This is a genomic window from Nocardioides sp. Root151, assembly GCF_001427925.1.
In the GTDB taxonomy this organism is placed as follows: Bacteria; Actinomycetota; Actinomycetes; order Propionibacteriales; family Nocardioidaceae; genus Nocardioides.
This window is the reverse complement of sequence record NZ_LMGG01000004.1, coordinates 548,327-561,096: the sequence shown is the minus strand read 5'-3', so window position 1 is coordinate 561,096 and position 12,770 is coordinate 548,327. Positions and strand designations below refer to the sequence as shown.

At 68.9% G+C, this 12,770-nt stretch carries 17 protein-coding genes; 7 read left to right on the top strand and 10 right to left on the bottom strand.

Annotation, left to right across the window (positions count from 1 at the left end; genetic code table 11):
* Positions 1 to 5: 5 nt before the first annotated feature.
* Both pdxT and ASD66_RS11195 read right to left on the bottom strand, forming a co-directional pair.
* Entirely contained in the window at positions 6 to 611 is a 606-nt protein-coding gene (pdxT, locus tag ASD66_RS11200) for a pyridoxal 5'-phosphate synthase glutaminase subunit PdxT (protein WP_056677409.1), read from the bottom strand.
* Between the two features lie 25 nt (positions 612 to 636).
* Positions 637 to 1,485, bottom strand: coding sequence for a helix-turn-helix transcriptional regulator (locus tag ASD66_RS11195; protein WP_056677406.1), 849 nt, complete (start codon positions 1,483 to 1,485; stop codon positions 637 to 639).
* A 111-nt stretch (positions 1,486 to 1,596) separates the two neighbouring features.
* On the opposite strand from ASD66_RS11195, the gene ASD66_RS11190 reads away from it, so the two are divergent.
* The 3 genes from ASD66_RS11190 to ASD66_RS11180 all read left to right on the top strand — a co-directional run bounded on the left by ASD66_RS11190 (position 1,597) and on the right by ASD66_RS11180 (position 4,127).
* Complete coding sequence (locus tag ASD66_RS11190; RefSeq protein WP_056890979.1) at positions 1,597 to 2,334, top strand: SDR family NAD(P)-dependent oxidoreductase; 738 nt, start codon at positions 1,597 to 1,599, stop codon at positions 2,332 to 2,334.
* A 49-nt stretch (positions 2,335 to 2,383) separates the two neighbouring features.
* Entirely contained in the window at positions 2,384 to 2,980 is a 597-nt protein-coding gene (locus ASD66_RS11185) for an AAA family ATPase (RefSeq protein WP_056890978.1), read from the top strand.
* 136 nt (positions 2,981 to 3,116) lie between these two features.
* Positions 3,117 to 4,127: a nitronate monooxygenase gene (locus ASD66_RS11180; RefSeq protein WP_200949999.1), complete on the top strand. Its 1,011-nt coding sequence runs from the start codon at positions 3,117 to 3,119 to the stop codon at positions 4,125 to 4,127.
* Between the two features lie 15 nt (positions 4,128 to 4,142).
* On the opposite strand, the gene ASD66_RS11175 is transcribed toward ASD66_RS11180, so the two are convergent.
* The 8 genes from ASD66_RS11175 to pgsA form a co-directional block, all read right to left on the bottom strand.
* Entirely contained in the window at positions 4,143 to 5,174 is a 1,032-nt protein-coding gene (locus ASD66_RS11175; RefSeq protein ID WP_082599449.1) for a signal peptidase I, read from the bottom strand.
* Positions 5,171 to 5,734 (bottom strand): SipW-dependent-type signal peptide-containing protein, encoded by a 564-nt coding sequence (locus ASD66_RS11170; RefSeq protein WP_162254264.1) that lies wholly within the window; start codon positions 5,732 to 5,734, stop codon positions 5,171 to 5,173. The genes ASD66_RS11175 and ASD66_RS11170 overlap by 4 nt, the downstream gene beginning before the upstream one ends.
* A gap of 55 nt (positions 5,735 to 5,789) precedes the next feature.
* Positions 5,790 to 6,392, bottom strand: coding sequence for a hypothetical protein (locus ASD66_RS11165; RefSeq protein ID WP_156388641.1), 603 nt, complete (start codon positions 6,390 to 6,392; stop codon positions 5,790 to 5,792).
* 44 nt (positions 6,393 to 6,436) lie between these two features.
* Positions 6,437 to 6,970 carry a signal peptidase I gene (locus ASD66_RS11160; protein WP_056890974.1) on the bottom strand — a complete coding sequence of 178 codons (534 nt, stop codon included), beginning with the start codon at positions 6,968 to 6,970 and terminating at the stop codon, positions 6,437 to 6,439.
* Positions 6,970 to 7,524: an alternate-type signal peptide domain-containing protein gene (locus tag ASD66_RS11155; RefSeq protein WP_056677388.1), complete on the bottom strand. Its 555-nt coding sequence runs from the start codon at positions 7,522 to 7,524 to the stop codon at positions 6,970 to 6,972. Before ASD66_RS11155 ends, ASD66_RS11160 begins: the two co-directional genes overlap by 1 nt.
* A 130-nt stretch (positions 7,525 to 7,654) precedes the next feature.
* The gene (locus tag ASD66_RS11150) at positions 7,655 to 8,218 is read right to left on the bottom strand and encodes a DUF6891 domain-containing protein (RefSeq protein WP_235530052.1); all 564 of its coding nucleotides are present in this window, start codon (positions 8,216 to 8,218) and stop codon (positions 7,655 to 7,657) included.
* Between the two features lie 13 nt (positions 8,219 to 8,231).
* Positions 8,232 to 9,161: a pyridoxal 5'-phosphate synthase lyase subunit PdxS gene (gene pdxS / locus ASD66_RS11145; protein ID WP_056677384.1), complete on the bottom strand. Its 930-nt coding sequence runs from the start codon at positions 9,159 to 9,161 to the stop codon at positions 8,232 to 8,234.
* 92 nt (positions 9,162 to 9,253) lie between these two features.
* A complete protein-coding gene (pgsA, locus tag ASD66_RS11140) occupies positions 9,254 to 9,871 on the bottom strand; it encodes a phosphatidylinositol phosphate synthase (protein ID WP_056890972.1) in 618 nt (205 codons plus the stop codon).
* Positions 9,872 to 9,965: 94 nt separating this feature from the next.
* On the opposite strand from pgsA, the gene ASD66_RS25530 reads away from it, so the two are divergent.
* From ASD66_RS25530 to ASD66_RS11125, 4 genes are all read left to right on the top strand, one after another.
* Entirely contained in the window at positions 9,966 to 10,097 is a 132-nt protein-coding gene (locus ASD66_RS25530; protein WP_268788277.1) for a hypothetical protein, read from the top strand.
* Positions 10,094 to 11,242 carry a N(5)-(carboxyethyl)ornithine synthase gene (locus tag ASD66_RS11135; RefSeq protein WP_056677377.1) on the top strand — a complete coding sequence of 383 codons (1,149 nt, stop codon included), beginning with the start codon at positions 10,094 to 10,096 and terminating at the stop codon, positions 11,240 to 11,242. Before ASD66_RS25530 ends, ASD66_RS11135 begins: the two co-directional genes overlap by 4 nt.
* 106 nt (positions 11,243 to 11,348) lie before the next feature.
* Positions 11,349 to 11,981, top strand: coding sequence for a TetR/AcrR family transcriptional regulator (locus ASD66_RS24145; RefSeq protein ID WP_056677374.1), 633 nt, complete (start codon positions 11,349 to 11,351; stop codon positions 11,979 to 11,981).
* The gene (locus tag ASD66_RS11125) at positions 11,978 to 12,763 is read left to right on the top strand and encodes a maleylpyruvate isomerase family mycothiol-dependent enzyme (protein ID WP_200949998.1); all 786 of its coding nucleotides are present in this window, start codon (positions 11,978 to 11,980) and stop codon (positions 12,761 to 12,763) included. The genes ASD66_RS24145 and ASD66_RS11125 overlap by 4 nt, the downstream gene beginning before the upstream one ends.
* Positions 12,764 to 12,770 lie beyond the last annotated feature (7 nt).

Here is a 12,770-nt window from a genome sequence, read left to right as displayed (position 1 = left end):
TTGCTTCAGCGCTGTGACGTCGTGACGAGATCCACGAAGTAGCGGTGGATGCGGTCGTCCTTGCCCACTTCAGGATGGAACGACGTCGCCATCACGTTCCGTTCGCGAACGGCGACGATCCTACCCGCTGCCTCACCGCCCTCGACGCGGGCAAGGACCTCGACGTCCTCACCGACCTGCTCGACCCACGGGGCCCGGATGAACACGGCGTGCACCTTGTCGGCGAACCCGTCAAACTCCAGCTGGCCCTCGAACGAGTCGACCTGGCGACCGAACGCGTTGCGACGCACGGTGATGTCGAGGCCGCCCAGGGTCTCCTGGTCGGCGGTGCCGCCCTCGACCCGGTCGGCCAGCATGATCATGCCGGCGCAGGTGCCGAAGGTCGGCATGCCGCCACGGATCCGCTCCTGCAACGGCTCGAACAGGTCGAACGTGCGGGCCAGCTTGTACATCGTGGTCGACTCGCCGCCGGGGATGACGAACCCGTCGCAACGGTCGAGCTCCACCGGTCGGCGTACGGCGATCGCCTCGGCGCCGAGGTCGGAGAGGATGCGCAGGTGCTCGCGCACGTCGCCCTGGAGGGCGAACACGCCGATGGTGGGGAAAGGCATGTGCGCATCGTAGGAGTGGGTCGGGTCAGCCTCGCGACTGACCCGAGAACTGCATGCCGATGACCCGCAACAGGTCGAGCTTCTCGGCCGCCTCCGACCCGGGCTCGGCCGAATACACGATGACCGACTGGTCGGTGTCGGGCAGCACCATGGAGTCGCACTCGAGGGTGAGGTCGCCGACCTCCGGATGCCGGATCGTCTTGGTGTGGCTGCGCCAGGGGGCGACGTCGGTCTCGGTCCAGAGCCGCCGGAAGTCGGCACTGGCCTCACGCAACCTGTCGATGAGGTCGCGCAGCTCGGCGTCGTGGGGATACTTCGCGGCGGCGGCGCGCAGGCTGCCCACCGACTGTGCGGCACTCTGCGCCGCCTCCTCCGGGGTGTTGGCGACGCGTCCCTGCTCGCCCAGGAACCGCTGCCACACGATGTTGCGCTCTCGCACGGGCAGCCGGGTCCAGTCACCGAGGAGCGCCGACGCCATGGAGTTCCACGCCAGGAAGTCACCCTTGGCGCTCATCACGATGACCGGCAGGTCGTTGAGCCGGTCGAGCAGGCGCTGGATGCTGGGGCGCACGTGCAGGTCGATCGTGTCCGTGCGCGGCAGGCGCACGTCGGCCAGCTCGAACAGCTCTGCCCGGGCGTCGTCGTTGAGCCGAAGCGCCCGGGCCAGCGCGGAGAGCACCCCGGGCGACGGGTGCGGACCACGTGCCTGCTCGAGGCGTACGACGTAGTCGACGCTGACTCCTGCCAGGGCGGCCACCTCTTCGCGTCGCAGTCCCGGCACCCTCCGGCGTTCGCCGGAGGGCATGCCCACGTCGTCGGGGCTGATCCGCGAACGCGCCTGTCTGAGCAGCCGGGCGATCTCGGGACGGTTCACCTGACCAGTCTCGCTCACGACGGTCCGGGAGACACCCCGTGAAGGTAGGACTGCGCGTCCCAGGCTCGTCAGGCACTGGAGCCCGTCCGCCGTCGCGCGCACGGTTGCCGCATGACCACTGAACACGACACATCTGGACACACCACGACAAGGGCGCTGGTCACCGGCGCCAACAAGGGCATCGGCTTCGAGACGGTGCGTCAGCTGCTCGGCCTCGGCTGGCAGGTCTGGCTCGGCGCACGCGACGAAGAGCTCGGAGCGAAGGCCGTCGCCGAGCTCGCACCGCTCGGGGACGTACGACTGCTGGTCCTCGACGTCACCTCCGACGAGTCGGTCGAGGCGGCGGTGGCCACGATCACCGAGGACGGCGGCCTCGACGTCCTGGTCAACAACGCGGGCATCGCCGGGGCCCTGGCCGCACCGGGTGAGACCGTCCCGACGGACTTCATCCCCGTCTATGGCGTGAACGTGCTCGGGCCGGTCCGGATGACGCACGCGTTCCTGCCTCTGCTTCGCGACTCCGCCAACCCGCGGATCGTCAACGTGTCCAGCGGCATGGGGTCGTTCGGCGTCACCACCGACTCGGGCCGGCTCGAGTCGACCCTCTATGGCCTGGTCTACCCGTCGTCGAAGAGCGCACTGAACATGATCACCACGATGTACGCCAAGTCCCTGCCCTGGTTGAAGATCAACGCCGTCGACCCGGGCTACACAGCCACCGACCTCAACGGCCACAACGGTGTGCAGTCGGTCGAGACGGGGGCAGTTCCCGTCGTACGGATGGCGAGCATCGGCACGGACGGCCCGACCGGCACGTTCACCGGGCAGGAGGGCGATCTCCCCTGGTGAGCCGGTAAATCCCGTTGCCCGCCGGACCGGCTGCTGACACCGTGGCGCCATGCACCTCGTCGTACTCTTCGGTCCCCCGGCCGCCGGCAAGATGACCGTCGGCCAGGAACTCGCGCGACGCACCGGCTACAAGCTGTTCCACAACCACATGTCGATCGAGCCGGTGCTCGACGTCTTCGACTTCGGCACCCCGTCGTTCAACCGGCTCACCCGCCAGCTGCGTGCGGACGTCATCAAGGAGTCGGTGGTGGCCGGGCTTCCGGGACTGATCTTCACGCTGGTCCTGGCGCTGGACCTCGACGAGGACACCAGCGGTGTGGCCGACCTGGTCGCGCCGGTCGTCGACGCCGGGGAGCGGGTCGACTTCGTCGAGCTGGTGGCTCCCCTCGAGATCTGCCTCGCCCGCGAGGGCACCGAGAACCGCCTGCGCCACAAGAGGTACAAGACCGATGTGGACTGGGCGACCGCGCACAACCAGGAGATGCACGAGAAGCACCGGTTCAACACGGAGGGCGACTTCCCCCTGGACTTTCCCCACTCGGTCGTGGAGAACGTCGGGTCGTCACCGAGTGACACGGCCGTGAAGATCATCGACCTGCTCGGGCCAGTGGGTATCGCCGGAGGTTCGTCGGGGGGTGGCCCGTGACCTGGGTGCGTGCATCGCAAGGCGGAGGAGCGAAGGCGGGACGGAGTCCCGTCGAGTCTCCGACAACGCCGCGAGGTGCGTGCACAGGTGCGGGACACACGACGAACTTCCGGTGGTGCCCGCTAGCCTCGATCGGGTGAGCTTCCTCGAGCGACCGAACCCGATCATCAGCGCGCCGATGGCCGGCGCCAGCACACCGGCCCTCGCGGCAGCCGTGTCCGAGGCAGGTGGCCTGGGCTTCCTCGCCGCCGGCTACCTGTCGGTCGACGCGATGGCCGACGAGGTGACGGCATACCGCTCACTCACCGACGCGCCGGTGGCGATCAACCTCTTCACGCCGCAGACCGACCGCTCGCTGGAGCTCGGCTCCCGCCTGGACGCCTACCGGGCCGAGGTGGCCGAGACCGCGGGCAGGTACGGCGTCACACCGGGCGACCCGTCGTTCGACGACGACACGTTCGAGGGCAAGGTCCCGTGGCTGGTTGCCCACCCGGTCGACGTCGTCACCTTCACGTTCGGGCCCGTTCCGCCCGCCACTGTCTTCCGGTTGCAGGAGGTCGGCACGACGGTCGGGTTCACCGTCACCTCGGCCCACGAGGCGCAGCAGGCGACCGGGCTGGGCGCCGACTTCGTGGTCGCGCAGGGGTGCGAGGCGGGCGGTCACCGCGGCACGTGGCACCTCTCCGACCGGCCCAACGAAATGTCCGCCCTCGAGGTCACCGCTGCGGCGGTCGATGCGTCGGGCCTGCCCGTCATAGCGGCCGGTGGCGTCGACGGACCGGCCGCCGTGCGCGCACTCCTCGATGCCGGCGCCGAGTCCGTCGCCGTGGGCACGCTGTTCCTCGCCGCGGAGGAGAGCAAGGCACCGGCCGCGCACCAGGACGCGTTGACGTCCGGCGCCTTCACCTCGGCCACGGTCACCCGCGCATTCAGTGGTCGTTTCGCGCGGGCGCTGGTCAACGACTTCGTCCGCGCCCACGACGGCCACGCCCCCTCGGCGTACCCGAACGTGCACCACCTCACGAAACCGATCCGTACGGCGGCCGCGTCGGCCGGCGACCCGCAGGCGATGGCCCTGTGGGCCGGCTCGGGACATGCCGCGGCACGGCCCGCCCCGGCAGCGGAGATCGTCTCCGCCCTGCTGTGACGGGCCCTCTGCGCATCAGAAGTGACCGCAGTCCGTACCGAGACCGAGGGTGCGCGTGCGGAAGTTCGAGGTGGTCGAGCCGCTGGAGAGCCACGCGTTGGTCCCGGTGGGCACGGCACGGATGCGGGCGACGAAGTTGGTGCTGAGCAAATTGCCGAGCAACCCGGTGGTGAAGGTGATGCTGGTGCTCGTCTGGAAACCCGAGTAGAAGACCGCACCATCGCTCACCCGGGTGGCCGTCACGTAGTAGCTGTAGTTCGGGCCGGCCGAGGTCCACGAGACTGTGGCGTTGACCCCCGAGGTGCAGGCCGGTGCTGTCGGTGCCGGAACTGTCAACGCGGTGAGTGAACCGCCCGTCACGACGGCCGTGTCGGAGAAGGTCGCCATGGTGCTGATCGGGGCCAGGCAGACTCCCCCGGCGACGAGCATGCCGGTCGTGCTCACAGCCGCGGCCCTTCGTGTCGCCCTGCGCACGGATCTCCGCGGTTTCTTGCGCACACCACCGATGCGAGTACCGCCCCCGTCCCCTGCGCCGTCGCTGTCGCCGTCATCCTTCTCACGCCGCCCCCGGCCGAACGCCGAGACCAGCAGGAACGTCACGAACCCGCCGCAGACGAGCAGGCCCCACGGCGTACTGGCCGCGTTGACGACGTGACCGGCCCACGGCACGTCGGCGAAGACCCGGTAGGCGGAGTCGACGGGGTACGCCTCGGCGTCGGGCGCAGCGTTGGCGTCGCCCTTCAGGTGGAGGACGGTGCCGTCCTCGGTGCGGTCGATGGAGACGACGCGGTGGGTGATGCGCACGTTGCGGCCACTCATGACGCTGACCACGTCACCGACCTCGAGCTCCGACGCGGGTACGTCACGCGCCAGCGCCAGGGCACCGGACTCGATCCCGGGCGACATCGACCCGGACTTGAAGACCAGCGGTCGCACGTCGAGGACCAGGGCCAGTGCACCCAGCACGAGGCAGAGCACTCCCAGGCCGGCGCCGAGCCACAGCGCACCCTCACGCAACCGGCCGGCCCACGTCGTACGCGCGCTCATGACGGCTTCTGGCTCGCGGTGAAGGTCAGCGAGATCGAGCCGGTCTTCCCCTGGTTGAGGTTGTCGGCTGCCTGGTCGAGTCCGACGACGATGCACAGGCCCTGCGTGCCGCCCGCGGCGATCTCCTGTGCGCTGGTGATGACCGACTTGTTGGTCTCATCGACGGCCTGGGCAGTGCCCAGCGACGCGCCCGTGCAGGTGTCCTGCTGCGGGTAGGTGGTGTCCGCGACAGCCGTGCCGGAGTACACCTGCACCGTGATCGGGGTTCCGGAGAACGTCCACGTGGGCGAGACACCACGAGTCGCGGTCGCGACGTAGGTGAACGGCGGGTTCCCAACGTTCTTGACGCTGAGGTCGAAAGCCTTGCGCTCCCCGGGAGCGAGGTTGCTCCACGTGATCGCCGTCTTCGCGTAGTTCGCTCCGGTGCCGACGGCACCGGTGGTGTCGAACTGCAGGTCCATCGCGCCCGAGGTGATCGGTCCCCCGGAGACCACGGCGGTGTCGCTCCAATAGGCGTACGTGCCGATCGACCCGAACCCCACCAAGAGCCCCAGGCTCAACAACGCCCGCACCTTGCCGTTCCCGGAAGCCCCCCGCGTCCTCGACCTCCTGCCCTCAGCGTGCCGTGCCATGACCTGTCTCCCCTCGCCTTCCACGCTTCATCAGCGCCAGCCCCGTGCCGATCGCGATCCCTGCCACCACGAGCGTCCAGCCCACAGCAGGCGCTCCGGTGTCCGGCAGCCCTGCGCCCGGCAAGCCGTCACCACCGTCGTCACCAGGCCCTGCGCCGGCATCCGCATCCGCCAGGGTCACCATGAAGCGGAACCCGACGTGGTCACGCTGGCTGTCGTTGGCGGAGGCCGGATCGAAGCTGGCCCGCACCTGCACCCTGCGTGAGTCGCCGGCCGGAAGCGCGCTGTGCTCCCACCGGTGGGCCCCGTCCCTCTGCTCGAGGGCGACCCATCCTTGATCCCCCACGCGGGTCTCGATGCGCAGGTCGTCGTCGCGCAGCAGCCTGTCGGGGTCACGACTCTCGACGCTGATCGTCAACGTGCCCGCGTCGTCTGCCTGGTTGCGCACGTAGAACGCCGCCGTGCGCACGTCGCCCGGCACCCACAGCAGCCGCGAGTCGAACAGCGAACCGTCGAGATGGTCGGCCCAGGTTCGGCCGTCCCGGCTGACGCCGAGCTCGTCGGCTGCGTGAGCCGACGAAGGCATGAGGCTGAGTAGACACATCGTGACGACCACCAGGGACCTGATCATCAGCTCGCCCGTTCCTTGCGGCGGTCGCGCACGGCGCCGGTCAGCATGAACGCGGCATACCCGAGAAGGAGTGCAGCAACGGCGTAGACCGCCATCTGCCTCTCCTTTCCGTTCAGCATGTTGTTCACGTAGCCGAGGTATCTCACCGAGTACCACTTCTCGCCCTTGACCTGGACCGGTCTGACCCACTCCTCGTCAGCTGTGTCGTTCGCGTCGCCCTGCGTCTGGAACTGGATCTCGCCCAAGCTGTTGAACCCCTTGGCAACCACCCGGTGCGTCACCACTGTCGCCTTGCCCGACTCGCGCTGGTAGGTGATCACGGAGCCGACCCGGACGTCGTCCTCGTCGACCGGCCTGACCACCACGAGCGTTCCCGGCGGCATGTCCGGCTTCATCGAACCCGTCAGGATCGTGTACGGCGTTGCCCCGCCGAGCCTGGGGATGAGAACCGCCACCACCAGGATCACCACGACGCTCAGGATCACCAGCCAGGAGACGACCCGGCCGACCCACCCGAGTGGGCCCCGGACCATCAGGCTTCGGTCTGGGTCAACGTCACCGTGATGGCGTCGAGAGTCGCCGCGAGGTTCTGGGTGTCGTTGGCGTTGATCGCGGCCACGTCACCGAAGGGGAACTCCACGGCCAGCGTCGCGGTCACGACGTCGCCGTCGTTCGCACTGGTGACCTGCACCGGAAGAGGTGCGTCGTCCTGGTCGACGTAGGTGGCGTCGACGTTGAGCACCAACGTGGTCGGCTCCGGAGTGCTGGTCACGGTCACGTCGGCGGTGTCCGGCGTCGTGAGCGTCGCAGTGAGGTTGTCACCGGCTGCGGCAATGGTGAACTCGCAGTCCTTGACGATCGTGTCGCCGGGCACGATCAAGCCCACGGCCTGGCCGGCCTTGGCATTGCCCGGCCCGTAGACCCATCCTGCGTCGCAGGTGGCGTCGCTCAGCGAGAGCTCCCCGGAATCGATGTCACCGCCGCTCAACGGGGTCGAGTCGCTCCAGTAGGCCAGCGAACCGGCCCCACCGAGCAACAACACTGCCGCAGCAGCCGCGGCGATCGAACCCTTGGTCGACTTCTTCATTTCTGCTCCCTGTCATCAGTCGTAGTGCAGGGAAGTGCAGTCCCCTGTCACGACTACTCAACGGTGGTCTAGACCCCTCCTGACGCCAGACTCGCAGAAATAGTCATATCGGGCCATGGTCCCTAGTCATTCATGCGGCAGGGCGACGCTGCCAGGACGCAGTGACCTCGATGCGGCCCTCGTCGAACCTGGCCGTCAGTCCGTGGCGCGAGAAGCAGGACAGCACTGCGTCGAGCAGGTGGTCACCGGGCGCCGCGTTCGCGGTCGACGCGTGCCAGAGGTTGACCTCGAGCATGCCCTCGTCGATGGCGTGCCAGACGTCGGGGGGCGTGAACCACAAGATGCCGCGCAGGCTCGCTCCGTCACGCTCGAGCTCTGCCTTTGCCGCCCAGTGGTCGGCCACGCCCTGCAGAACGCGTACGCCGTGCGACGCGCACTCGGCGAAGACGGCCTGGAGCCGGTCGAAGTCCGTCGTCTCGGGCCAGGCGCCAGACTCCGAGCGCAGGTCGGCTCCCGCCTTGGCCAGCCAGGCCCGGGCCAGGATGGTCGCGTCGGTGCCGGGCATCTCTGCGTCGATCGCCTGCACGACCTCGGCCAGCATGTCGGGAGATGACAGGAGCCCGGCACGCACCTGGAGGCGGGCGAAGTCGACCAACTCCTCCTCGGGCGTACGCCGGGCTCCTCGAGTCACCATGTGATGCGGCAGGTCACCAGCCGCGCTCGGCGAGGCGGTGTGGCTGCGGGATGTCCTCGACGTTGATACCGACCATCGCCTCGCCGAGACCGCGGGAGACCTTGGCGACCACGTCGGGGTCGTCGTAGAAGGTGGTGGCCTTGACGATCGCCTCGGCGCGTTGGGCCGGGTTGCCGGACTTGAAGATGCCCGAGCCGACGAACACGCCCTCGGCGCCGAGCTGCATCATCATCGCCGCGTCGGCCGGAGTGGCGATGCCACCCGCGGTGAACAGCACGACCGGGAGCTTGCCGTGGGCGGCAACCTCCTTGACCAGCTCGTAGGGTGCCTGCAGCTCCTTCGCGGCGACGTAGAGCTCGTCGGCGCTGAGCGCGCCGAGCCGGCGGATCTCCCCGTTGATCGTGCGCATGTGGGTGACCGCGTTGGAGACGTCGCCGGTGCCGGCCTCGCCCTTGGAGCGGATCATCGCCGCACCCTCGGTGATGCGGCGCAGCGCCTCACCGAGGTTGGTCGCACCGCAGACGAAGGGGACCGTGAAGGTCCACTTGTCGATGTGGTTGGCGTAGTCGGCCGGGGTGAGCACCTCGGACTCGTCGATGTAGTCGACACCGAGGGACTGCAGGATCTGTGCCTCGGCGAAGTGACCGATGCGGGCCTTGGCCATCACCGGGATCGAGACGGCGGCAATGATGGAGTCGATCATGTCGGGGTCGCTCATCCGCGACACGCCGCCCTGGGCGCGGATGTCGGCGGGAACGCGCTCGAGCGCCATCACCGCCACGGCGCCGGCGTCCTCGGCGATCTTGGCCTGCTCGGCGTTGACGACGTCCATGATCACGCCGCCCTTGAGCATCTCGGCCATGCCGCGCTTGACGCCGGACGTGCCCGTCGCCTGCGCCTGCTGCGCGGGGACGACGGTGGTTTCGGGGGAATCAGTTGCCATGGCTCCAGCCTAGTCGCCTGTACACCGTTCAGTTCACCCGGGCCGGTGGTACGGCCGGCCCCGTCGACCGACCGGCTTCCGCGGTGGTGGGATCAGGAGTTCGCGGCCTCGGCGTACGCCTGCTGGCGGACGGTCCAGACCCGCTGGAAGACGGTGACGGTGCTGGCCACGGCCAGCGCCCAGAGGGTGACCTCCATCAGGATGGGCAGGTCGAAGATCGCGCTGAAGCCGGTCATCACGAGGATCGAGACCAGCCGGTCGGAGCGCTCCGCGATGCCGACCTTGGCATGGAAGCCCATGCCCTCGGCCTTGGCCCGGGCGTACGACGTCACCGAACCCATCACCAGGCACAACAGGGAGAGCACCAGGTAGAGGCGGCTGTCACCGGGGCCGGCGTAGTAGAGCACCAGGCCTCCGAAGATCGCGCCGTCCCCGATGCGGTCGAGGGTCGAGTCGAGGAAGGCACCGAAGCGGTTCGTCTTCCCGGTGACCCGCGCCATGTGGCCGTCGATGAGGTCGCTGAAGACGAACGCGGTGATGAACAGCACCCCGGTCAGCAGCTTGCCCTGGGGGAAGAACACCAGGGCGCCGGTGCAGACCCCGAGAGTGCCGACGAAGGTCACCGCGTCGGCACTGATGCCGAGCTTGATGAGCAACCTCGCAATGGGGTTGAGCAACTTGGTCCAGAACGCGCGAAATCTCTCCAACATGGCGGGTGCAGGGTATCGCCCCACCGGCGGGGTTGCAGCGTCGGCGTAGCGTGGAGGGCACGGAGCCAACCAGGCTTTCAATCAGGGAGCCACCATGGCCGACAAGTCGCCACGGCAAGGAATGTCCAAGAAGTCCGCAAAGTCCATCAAGGAGAAGCGGGCCGACAAGCACGCAAAGACCGCCGCCGCCTCCGACATGCACAAGCTCGCCGAAAAGAAACGGTGACTGCGCCACAGGCCCTGAGCCTGGGTGTCGTCGCGACCTCCGCCAAGGAGAACGAGCGGCGACTGCCGATCCACCCCGAGCACTTCCGGCGCCTCGCCCCGGAGGTGCGCGCCCGCATCACCCTTGAGCACGGGTACGGCGAACGCTTCGGCCACACCGACGCCTCGTTGGCCGACCAGGTGGCCGGGTTCGCCACGCGTGAGGAGCTGCTCGCCACCTCCGACGTCGTCCTTCTTCCGAAGCCGCAGCTGGCAGACGTCGAGGCCCTGCACGACGGCCAGGTCCTCTGGGGCTGGCCGCACTGCGTGCAGGACACCGCGCTCACCCAGGCGGCGATCGACCGAAAGCTGACCCTGGTCGCGTTCGAGGCGATGAACCACTGGACCCGCGACGGCACCGTCGGCCTGCACGTCTTCCACAAGAACAACGAGCTGGCCGGCTACTGCTCCGTGATCCACGCCCTGACGCTGGGCGGCATCACCGGCAGCTACGGGCGCAAGCTCACCGCCGTGGTGATCGGGTTCGGCGCCACCGCTCGTGGCGCGGTGACCGCCCTGAGTGCCAGCGGCATCCACGACGTCCGGGTGCTGACCATCCGTGACGTGGCCGCCGTGGCGTCACCGATCCACTCGGTGCGCATCCACCGCTTCGAGCACGACCCGGAAGCGCCGGCCCTCAGCCAGGTCTTCACCGACGCCGGCAAGGTGCCGCTGGCGCCGTTCCTCGCGGAGAGCGACATCGTCGTCAACTGCACGCTGCAGGACACCGCGGCGCCGCTGACCTACCTGCGCACCGAGGACCTCGACGCCTTCCGGCCCGGCAGCCTGATCGTCGACGTCTCGTGCGACGAGGAGATGGGCTTCAGCTGGGCCCGGCCGACCACCTTCGACGACCCGATGTTCAACGTGGGCAACCACATCGGCTACTACGCGGTCGACCACACCCCGTCGTACCTCTGGAGCTCGGCCACATGGGAGAACAGTGAGGCGCTGCTGCCGTTCGTGCCCACGGTCCTGGCCGGGCCCGAGGCCTGGGCTGCCGACGAGACCATCCGGCGGTCGATCGAGATCCAGGACGGGCAGATCGTGAACCCGGCGATCCTGGCGTTCCAGGGCCGCACCGATGCAGGGGTCCTCATCAGCTGAGTGGACCAGCGGTGGCTGCGGGCTCGAGGCGGGCCCGCGGCCAACGTGGCATCCGGGGTCGGCCCGCCCCTTGACACGGAGGCGATCCCGGCGCACGCTCCTAACTATGTTAGATGCGCCTAACCGCGATAGGAACGCCGAACGTCGCGAGGCCACGCGGCGCGAGATCGTCGAAGCCGCATGGGCGATCGCCCGCGAGTCGGGTCTCGCCGAGCTGACCCTGCGCGACGTCGCTGCTCGCGTCGGGATGCGAGCACCGTCGCTCTACTCCCACTTCGCCTCGAAGAACGCGATCTACGACGCCATGTTCGGTCAGGCATGGAGCGAGTACGAGTCGTCGGTGCTGGCCTTGGAAGACGCGCTGCCCGAGCACCCCCGCGCCGCCGCCAAGCAGTACGGGCGCCATTTCTTCGACTTCGCCGTCGACGACCTCCCGCGCCACCAGTTGATGAACCAGCGGGTCATCCCGGGGTTCGAACCGAGCCCTGAGTCCTACGCCCCCGCCGTACGCGTTCTCGAGCGCGCGGCCGCGAACGTCCGCGAGCTCGGGGTCACCTCCGAGGACGACTTCGCGATCCTGATCGCCCTGATCGGTGGTCTGATCAACCAGCACCACGCCAACGACCCCGGTGGCGACAGGTACGCCGGGCTCCTCGACCGCGCGATCGACATGTGGGCCGATGCCGTCGGCCTTCCCGCCGAAGATCCCGCTCCTCCCTCGAGAAAGTCCGCCCCATGAACCACGCGGCCTCCCTTGCCCCCACACGCGCCCCACGGCGCTCACAGCTGCCCCGTCACACGGCGATGCAGCTGGCCGCCACCGAGTACGACCGCATGTCCGCAATGCTCGCCGAGCTGCGGCCCGACGACTGGAGCCTGCGCACGGACTGCGCCGAATGGGATGTGCGACAACTCGCCTCGCACCTTCTCGGGATGGCGAGCATGGTCACCAGCCCGATGGAAGTCGCCCGTCAGCAGAAGGCTGCCAAGAAGGTGCACGCCACGCGCGGTGGCCAGATGATCGACTCACTGACCCAGGTCCAGGTCGACGAGCGCGCCGACCGCGGTCCGGCCGAGCTCGTCGCAGAGGCCGAGAGGATCGGCCGCAGGGCCGTCCGGGGCCGCCGACTGCTGGCCATCGCCGGAGGCCGCATGAAGCTGCCCGAGCCGGAGCAGGTCGACGGCCGCTCCGAGTACTGGACGGTGGGCTACCTGATGGGCACCATCCTCACCCGCGACCCGTGGATGCACCGGATCGACCTGGCCCGGGCCACCGGCCACGCACTCGAGCTCACGCCCGAGCACGACGGTGTGATCGTCGACGACGTGGTGCGCGAGTGGGCAGAACGGCACGGGCAGGCGTACCACCTCGAACTCACCGGCCCAGCGGGGGGTCAGTGGGCGTCCGACGAGCTGCGTTCCGGCACCGACACGATCGCGATGGACGCCGTCGAGTTCTGCCGCATCCTCTCAGGCAGGGCCACCGGCACGGGGCTGCTGACCACGTCGGTCCCGTTCTGATCCCGAC